General features: G+C 34.6%; 8 protein-coding genes and 1 pseudogene. 6 read left to right on the top strand and 3 right to left on the bottom strand.

The features are described from left to right. Positions 1-119 precede the first annotated feature (119 nt). Positions 120-452 carry a DUF565 domain-containing protein gene (locus tag D5R40_RS28905; protein ID WP_124142871.1) on the bottom strand — a complete coding sequence of 111 codons (333 nt, stop codon included), beginning with the start codon at positions 450-452 and terminating at the stop codon, positions 120-122. A 169-nt stretch (positions 453-621) separates the two neighbouring features. On the opposite strand from D5R40_RS28905, the gene D5R40_RS28900 reads away from it, so the two are divergent. After that, on the top strand, positions 622-915 hold the full coding sequence (locus tag D5R40_RS28900; RefSeq protein WP_124142872.1) for a hypothetical protein: 294 nt from the start codon (positions 622-624) through the stop codon (positions 913-915). 301 nt (positions 916-1216) lie between these two features. Here the strand turns inward: D5R40_RS28900 and D5R40_RS40255 are convergent, their stop codons facing one another. Both D5R40_RS40255 and D5R40_RS40250 read right to left on the bottom strand, forming a co-directional pair. After that, positions 1217-1924 (bottom strand): RNA-guided endonuclease InsQ/TnpB family protein, encoded by a 708-nt coding sequence (locus D5R40_RS40255; protein WP_205127342.1) that lies wholly within the window; start codon positions 1922-1924, stop codon positions 1217-1219. A 34-nt stretch (positions 1925-1958) separates the two neighbouring features. Further along, positions 1959-2372, bottom strand: coding sequence for a hypothetical protein (locus D5R40_RS40250; protein WP_240041549.1), 414 nt, complete (start codon positions 2370-2372; stop codon positions 1959-1961). A 152-nt stretch (positions 2373-2524) separates the two neighbouring features. Between D5R40_RS40250 and D5R40_RS28890 the strand changes: the two genes are divergently transcribed. The 5 genes and pseudogenes from D5R40_RS28890 to D5R40_RS28870 form a co-directional block, all read left to right on the top strand. After that, positions 2525-2683 carry a hypothetical protein gene (locus tag D5R40_RS28890; RefSeq protein WP_161564298.1) on the top strand — a complete coding sequence of 53 codons (159 nt, stop codon included), beginning with the start codon at positions 2525-2527 and terminating at the stop codon, positions 2681-2683. Positions 2684-3143: 460 nt separating this feature from the next. Further along, positions 3144-5177 carry an ArnT family glycosyltransferase gene (locus D5R40_RS28885; RefSeq protein ID WP_124155586.1) on the top strand — a complete coding sequence of 678 codons (2034 nt, stop codon included), beginning with the start codon at positions 3144-3146 and terminating at the stop codon, positions 5175-5177. A gap of 272 nt (positions 5178-5449) precedes the next feature. Next, positions 5450-5716 carry a bacteriocin gene (locus D5R40_RS37170; protein ID WP_192901326.1) on the top strand — a complete coding sequence of 89 codons (267 nt, stop codon included), beginning with the start codon at positions 5450-5452 and terminating at the stop codon, positions 5714-5716. A gap of 101 nt (positions 5717-5817) precedes the next feature. Continuing rightward, a pseudogene (locus D5R40_RS28875) lies at positions 5818-6003 on the top strand (zinc ribbon domain-containing protein); the annotation flags it as partial. Between the two features lie 512 nt (positions 6004-6515). After that, positions 6516-6965: hypothetical protein (locus tag D5R40_RS28870; RefSeq protein ID WP_124155585.1), on the top strand; the 450-nt coding region annotated here is incomplete at its 3' end.

The following is a 6965-nucleotide window of genomic DNA, read 5'->3' as shown; positions in this document are numbered from 1 at the left end:
AAACCTAAAACTTCAAACCTACGACCCCAAGCTGATAGTTGAAAGCTAATTAACTGCTAAGTAGTCGGACAAAATTAAAGTTTAGTATCTCACACCTACCACCTTAACGTAGAGAAAATCTAAGAACCTAATTTGAAAGCTTCTAAAAATAGACCATAAGTAAAACCAATTTTAAAACCATTCAAAATATCTATTCCCAAAGAACGTGCTATTTTACCCTTAATACCATAAGTAAACCAGTTTAATAATTCAGTAATCAGCAAACATATTAAAGCATAAATAACATCTAGGTAACCTTCTTGCCCAGCGATCGTAGAAACCGCAGTCCCAGCAAAATTACCAAATAACAAACTAATAACTAATAGAGAAATTCGACGCCAAGGATTACTCAACCATTGCCTAAACCTTTCACTAATAACATTAAATAATCTATTGATACGGGTACTTTGCATAGATATTGAAGTTAAATATATATATTTTTTTGGACTTTTTAAGTCAATTTGAAAGTTAAAAATACTCTAGGTAGTCTAACATAGCAGAAGAGCAAGCTGTAATTTATCAGGTTAATTGAACAAAATCAGGATGCCTAGTTAAAGAATTAAAAGAAAGAATTAAATTCAAATGAAACTCCAAGCTTATAGACAAACTATTATTACTTTAATATTTTTTTTGTTAGGATTAATTATTGGCAGATTTCAGTTAAAAATATTTTGGGAAACAAATGATTCTGAGACATTTTCTGAATCTCTGTTATTAAACATTCCTACTCAGAAACCTCTACCAATATCTCCAACAAAACAGATTCAAGAATGTAGTCTGCTCATAACTACTTCTCAATCATCAATCATTCGTGGGTCAAAACTGATAAAGGAGCTTTTCGAGTTAGCAACTGTACAGATCGTCCAGTTCGTCTAGCACTACTAGCTAAATCCTCAGACCAATCTTACCAAAAATCTGCTCACTGGGATTTTGCCCCAGGGGAAGGTATTGACTACTCCCCAGACTCAAGTCACGGGGATTCTAAGCAGATACTACGCAACAGGATAAATCCGTGTTGCTCCGTTTCTTCTTAGCTGACCAAAGATATACTCTTTGGGGACAAGTCAAAGTGCCCCTACACAGTTGGCTTAAGTTTAACCCTAGCTTTCTGCTTACTTTTGTGATTATATTTGCAGCTCCATTACAGTCTGCATTAATACACCAATTATTACCTGTTCTATACAAACCACGCTGTCTTGATGCAGTCGCTCATGGGGGAAACCCCCAAGACCGCGCTGCATCGCTTTATTCTCTTTCCTGACGGTTTCCAATTATTGGGTTTCTCACCATAATTAGGTAGATTGTCACCATCTAAAAATGAAGCAATACTTGTATAACTTTCCTCAGTTTCTATAAATCTAATCCCATACTCTTCACATAATTGAGCTATTCTTTCCTTGAGTCTAGCTGTCGGAATTGGTACAAATTCTGAATTACTTTTCTTTCCTAATTCTATTTGATTTTTCTGACCTTTATTCCAGCCAAATACAATTGTACCAATATGATTTTTTAAACAATGATTAATCACTATCCTGGCTGCTTTATTAATTCCATCACGGATTTGGCGGTTACGCTTTTCTGTAATGGCAGCTAGTTTATTTGACCAAAATCCAGTCGGTTGATTTTCTTTAATAGTTGATACTTGTTTGTTGTACCAACGATTCATTGATTTAATCTGTTTCCCATCTACAATTAAGCTAGTATTTACATTGGATACACAGGTCAACCAATTATTTAAACCATGGTCAATTCCTAATACATTTTCTTGATTTAATTGAGGTTTAACTATTACTTCTCTTTCATAAACAAATTCCCAATAAAAACATCTGTTTCTCGGTAATATTCTCAGTTCTTTGAGAGTAGAGAATGCTAGATTACTAGGCATTGGAATTAAAAAGCTATCTACTCCAAACCAGCGTTTACAGGTATTCTAAGCGTGGTATTCTAATTTGATTATCTTTAAGTTTTAATGCTTGCTTAGGGTAACTTACTGTAGCCATTCCCCCTTTTTTTCTATAGTTAGGAATCCTTGGTCTGTCTGAGATTTTACCTTCATTATAGGCAATAATAAGACCATAATAAGACCTAAATGATTCAGCTACAGTTCTCAATGTTTGTTGTGCTGCTTGAGAATATAAAACTTTGTAATGATAGTTCCTTTTATAGACCTTTTCCAAGTCAAACTTGCCAATACCAATCCTGGCTTTAAAATATAATTGCCGACCATAGTATATGCCCATGTTAGTTAGTTTGTGAGACTGTTCGCACAAGAATGTTAAAATGGGAATTAATTCAGGATTTTTACCTACTAAAACTTGCTGACAACAGTACATTTGAAACGGGCAGACCGAACAGTTATTGTAGGTAATAATAACACAGGACAACTAAAGTTGTCTAGTCTAAGCGACTCGCTTGTTTTCATCCCCCGGTTAAAACACGGGGGCCTTCAACGTCGCTTTTCGGTAATAGAGGATTAGTACTTTCTTTGCCAGAAGAAAAATTAACCTTGAAACCAGGAGATATCCTAGTTATCTTTGCCCAAGATGGCTCTCGTTTATACTGGAGACCTTATGTTGCAGGAGAAACAAAATTTCCTACTTGGAATAGAGAAACATTAGAATGGCTGTTAATTTTAAAGCCTTGAAAAATATTGTTAATGGTCCCTCTTTCAATAGAGGGAATAGGGAATAGGGAATTGTTGATTTCATATCTGGAATTAATGTAAGTAAAACTTTTGCAAGAGGTCTAATACCAAATTGATAAATGTTTGCTACAAATAACTTCCTAGGTATTAGGTAGTAGGTGGTAGGTGGTAGGTTTTAGGTGTTAGAGCTGATTTGTAAACTTAGCTGAAAGTCTTATATGACAGAGCTTTTAGTAATTTAGGACTTAGTGGACAATAACTCGCTAAACCAAAGTTTAGTAAGGAATTCAGCTTCTTAATATTTATTTGATAAATCAGCTCTTAGTTAAATTATTAATTGTTAGTTATTATTAATTATTTACTAGCCAGTTTATTTGTAACATTCTTTTTTCAATTTTGTCTAATTTATAGCTAAATTAGGGTGGAAATTTTAAGACGAATAAAGGATAACTAAATCTGAATGAAATTAATACAAGAATTAGAAATTATCAATTGGTTTAAAACTCAACCAAAAAATCATATTTTAACATTAGGACTGTCTATTTTATGGCTTTGTTTACTTTCTTGGTTAGCCTTTTTTTGTAATTTGGGAAATATTGGTTTAATTGATGAAACAGAGCCACTCTTTGCTGAAGCTGCTCGTCAAATGGTAGAAACTGGAGATTGGATTACACCTTATTTTAATGGAGAAACTCGCTTTGATAAACCACCTTTAATTTATTGGTTAATGGCGATCGCTTATCATCTTTTTGGTATTAATGAATGGTCTGTCCGTCTCCCTTCAGCAATATCTGCAACTGCCTTAATGTGTTTTGGTTTTTACATCCTTTATAGATATGGTTATTATCAACTAAATTCTCAGATCAATCCTAAAAATAAGTTTTTAATGGTGAGATTATTAATAGCATGGATTGGTGCTGCGATGATAGCTTTAAATCCAGAAACTATTGCTTGGGGACGCATTGGAGTTTCTGATATGTTATTAACTGGCTGTATGTGTTCGGCACTATTTGCCTTTTTTATGGGATATGCTTCACAAACAGAAAATACTCATATTCCTCAGCAAAAGAACAGCAAAATACTGAGACAAAATGTTTCATCTGCGCCAGATAAAAATCAATCATCAAAAACTACAAAACTTCCCATCTTTAACAAGTGGTATTTGACTTTTTATATACTAATATCTTTAGCAGTTCTCGCCAAAGGTCTGATTGGAATTGTTTTACCCGCACTGATTATTGGTTCCTTTCTATTATATGTAGGTAATTTTTTTCAAATCTGGCAAGAAATAAATATTCGGCCTGGCATTTTAATTTTTTCAATTATTACATTCCCTTGGTATTTTCTCGTTACTTTAGTTAACGGGAAAGAATATATTGATAGTTTTTTTGGTTATCACAATTTTGAACGTTTTACCAAAGTTGTTAATCATCATGGAGCGCCCTGGTACTTTTACTTCTTAGTCGTACTAATTGGTTTTGCACCTTGGTCTATTTATTTACCAATAGCGATCGCTCAAACTAAATTTTGGCAACGTCGTTATTGGTGCAATAAACCACGAAATGAGCAGTTAAGTCTATTTGCTTTTTTCTGGTTTATTTGTATCTTTATTTTCTTCTCAGTCTCTGCCACCAAATTACCCAGTTATGTCTTACCATTAATGCCAGCTGCAGCAATATTAATAGGATTATTGTGGAGCGATATTATTATTAATAGAGATTTAGTTCCTAGTCCCAGTCAGACTAATAAAATTGCCAATAATTCCACATCAACTTTTAATACAAGCAATAATTCTGTTAAACCTATTGCCAAACTCAAGAAAAATAATTCTAAATTAATAAGTCGCTTTTTATCTGCTTCAATTGTCGCTAATATCATTTTTCTGCTCATTTTAGCTATAGGAATTATCTTCAGTTTTAACTGGCTAGATGGAGACCCAGCTATGCCATATTTCCCAGAGTTAATTAGAAAATCAGGTTTATTAACTCGTGGCGGATTAATTTTAATAACTACAGCAATAGTGGTGGGATTTCTTTTAGTTAAAAAACAAACTTCTTGGATTTGGAGTGCTAACTTTATTGGATTAGTATTGTGTTTAATTTTTACTATTAACCCGATGATGTTTTTAGTAGACCAAGAACGTCAATTACCCTTACGCCAATTAGCTCAAACTATTGTTGAAGTTAGACAACCTGGAGAAGAAATAATTATGATTAGCTTTGAAAAACCTAGTTTAGTTTTTTATACTCAGCAACAAGTAGAATTTTTTCGACGCGCTACAAATGCCAGAGAATACTTAGAGAAAATTGTTCAGAAAGACTCTTCTGGTAATGTTGTAATGATTGGTTATCCAAAAAAGTTTATTCATGTAGGATTACAACCAGGACAATATAAATATTTAGACAGTCGTGGTGCTTATCAATTAGGCAAAGTTCCGAAAAGTCTGTTTCTGAAGGAGTCAGGAGTCAGAATAAAGAGAGGAAGAAGGAGTTAGGAGACAAGGAGTCAGGAGTCAGTCTGCCGAATGGTTTAAATACTTTATTTAGGTTGTAGGTCGTACACATATCTTTAATTTGTCAAACGGACATATCCTGAAAAGTCTTTTTATAACCCTTACTATTCGTTACATTATTTTTTCAAATATATCAAATAGATAGCATTGTTTTTTTAAATGTTGAGAATATTGTTTTCTGCGATTAAATGCTGTAGTTTTGTAGCGAGCATAAAAACATCGTTTTTTTCACTTTTGTGCTCCAGGAGAATAAAATGACAAAACGAAAAACAACAAACAACGATGCCAAAGCAACCCCGTCTTACACAGAGCTTAGTGAAGAACAGTTAGACCACATTAGTGGTGGGCCTGCGGTTGCATTGGTTGTTGGTGGTACAGTTATAACTTATGAAGCACTATATACATTAGGTGCGATGGTGGCAGGAGGGTTGTATTTGTGGTATTCAAATCCCGATGTGTCGGATAGTGATACTGTCGCAACATACCCAATGACTGATGAAGAGTGGTTTAATGTTCATTAGAAAGTTGTAGCTCCAGTTGATTGTCATGCATGAAGTTGTCCCCTCCTGTGAGAGGGGAGAACGTGGTTTTTTGGGTAGGGTAGGGTAGTAGGGGTTCGGAGCTAGTAGTAGTTGATAGATTTTTCCCATCATCAAAAACTTGCAGTAGGTGTGGTCATGTTCAAGATATGCCCTTGCATCTGAGAACTTATAACTGCCCAGAATGTGGTTTGTCAATAGATAGAGATTTAAACGCCAGTATTAATTTGAGAGATGCGGTCGGCTTGACCGTCAATGCCTGTGGATGAGTAACCGCCAACGGCCTCAGTAGTTTGCGTAGCATTCCGTAGGAAAGCAGGAAGTAAACGTCAATTTGTCACTTTATGTAACGCTTTGTATCAGTTTTATAGAGCAGAAAATCGTATATATTACGATTCCAGAGATAGCACAGACAGCCAAGGATTTTATTAAAGCAAATCGTTTGAGCTATTATTACGTTTAGAGCAATATGGGCTTGGTGTAAATATCTCTTAGTCCTGACCAAGAACCAGCAGCTTTCCCTCGGAAAAGAAAATTTCTCTCTAACCTCTAACTTCTGAGTTATGAGATTTTAGAGTCACCAAAAATTAGAAGCTTTTCCTGTGGTTAAAAATTTCTCTAACTCAAACGTTTTAGTTCTGAGATTTTAGAGGAAAACAAAATCAATAATCTCATTTACATTTATTTTTAGGTAACTTGCATAAATTTCTCTCTCTATTACTTTGAGAAAGTTACCTTTTTATTAAACACTTACTATTGTCCAACAGTTAAGAAAAAAATCATGGGTACTAAAGAAGCATCTTTTTTATTAGGTATGTCTCGTCAACGTTTATTAGTTTTACTCGCTCAAGGAAGAGTCAAAGGAGCACAGAAAAAAGGTAGATTCTGGGAAATACCAGTATCTTCGAGTGGAATGCCCGTAATAATTCCGGCTCGGCGGGGTCCGAAAGGTATGTGGCGCAAGAAAGAAACTACTACACCAAAAATGATTCATGTCAATCAAAACAAAATTCAAAGTAATAAAACTAAGCCTCCAACAGAATTGGAACCTGTAGTGTCACTCAAGCACAGCGGTCATAACTATTATGGTTATGAGTTATATATTTCAGGTCCTTGCCAAATAGTCTATCGACCTTACAAACCAGCAAGTTGTGGCGCTCATCTGTGGATTAATACTTTTGATTCTGTGCAATTTATAGATACTAAATCGAATCCAGCTACTGCAAGGCAA

The sequence above is a fragment of the Okeania hirsuta genome, from assembly GCF_003838195.1.
GTDB lineage: Bacteria > Cyanobacteriota > Cyanobacteriia > Cyanobacteriales > Microcoleaceae > Okeania > Okeania hirsuta.
The sequence above is the reverse complement of the archived record's forward strand: the minus strand, read 5'-3'. Positions and strand labels throughout refer to the sequence as shown.

Coding starts and splice junctions, on each gene's coding strand:
- D5R40_RS40250 (WP_240041549.1), bottom strand. CDS start 2,372: ATGTACTGTTGTCAGCAAGTTTTAGTAGGTAAAAATCCTGAATTAATT.
- D5R40_RS28900 (WP_124142872.1), top strand. CDS start 622: ATGAAACTCCAAGCTTATAGACAAACTATTATTACTTTAATATTTTTT.
- D5R40_RS28905 (WP_124142871.1), bottom strand. CDS start 452: ATGCAAAGTACCCGTATCAATAGATTATTTAATGTTATTAGTGAAAGG.
- D5R40_RS28885 (WP_124155586.1), top strand. CDS start 3,144: ATGAAATTAATACAAGAATTAGAAATTATCAATTGGTTTAAAACTCAA.
- D5R40_RS40255 (WP_205127342.1), bottom strand. CDS start 1,924: ATGCCTAGTAATCTAGCATTCTCTACTCTCAAAGAACTGAGAATATTA.
- D5R40_RS37170 (WP_192901326.1), top strand. CDS start 5,450: ATGACAAAACGAAAAACAACAAACAACGATGCCAAAGCAACCCCGTCT.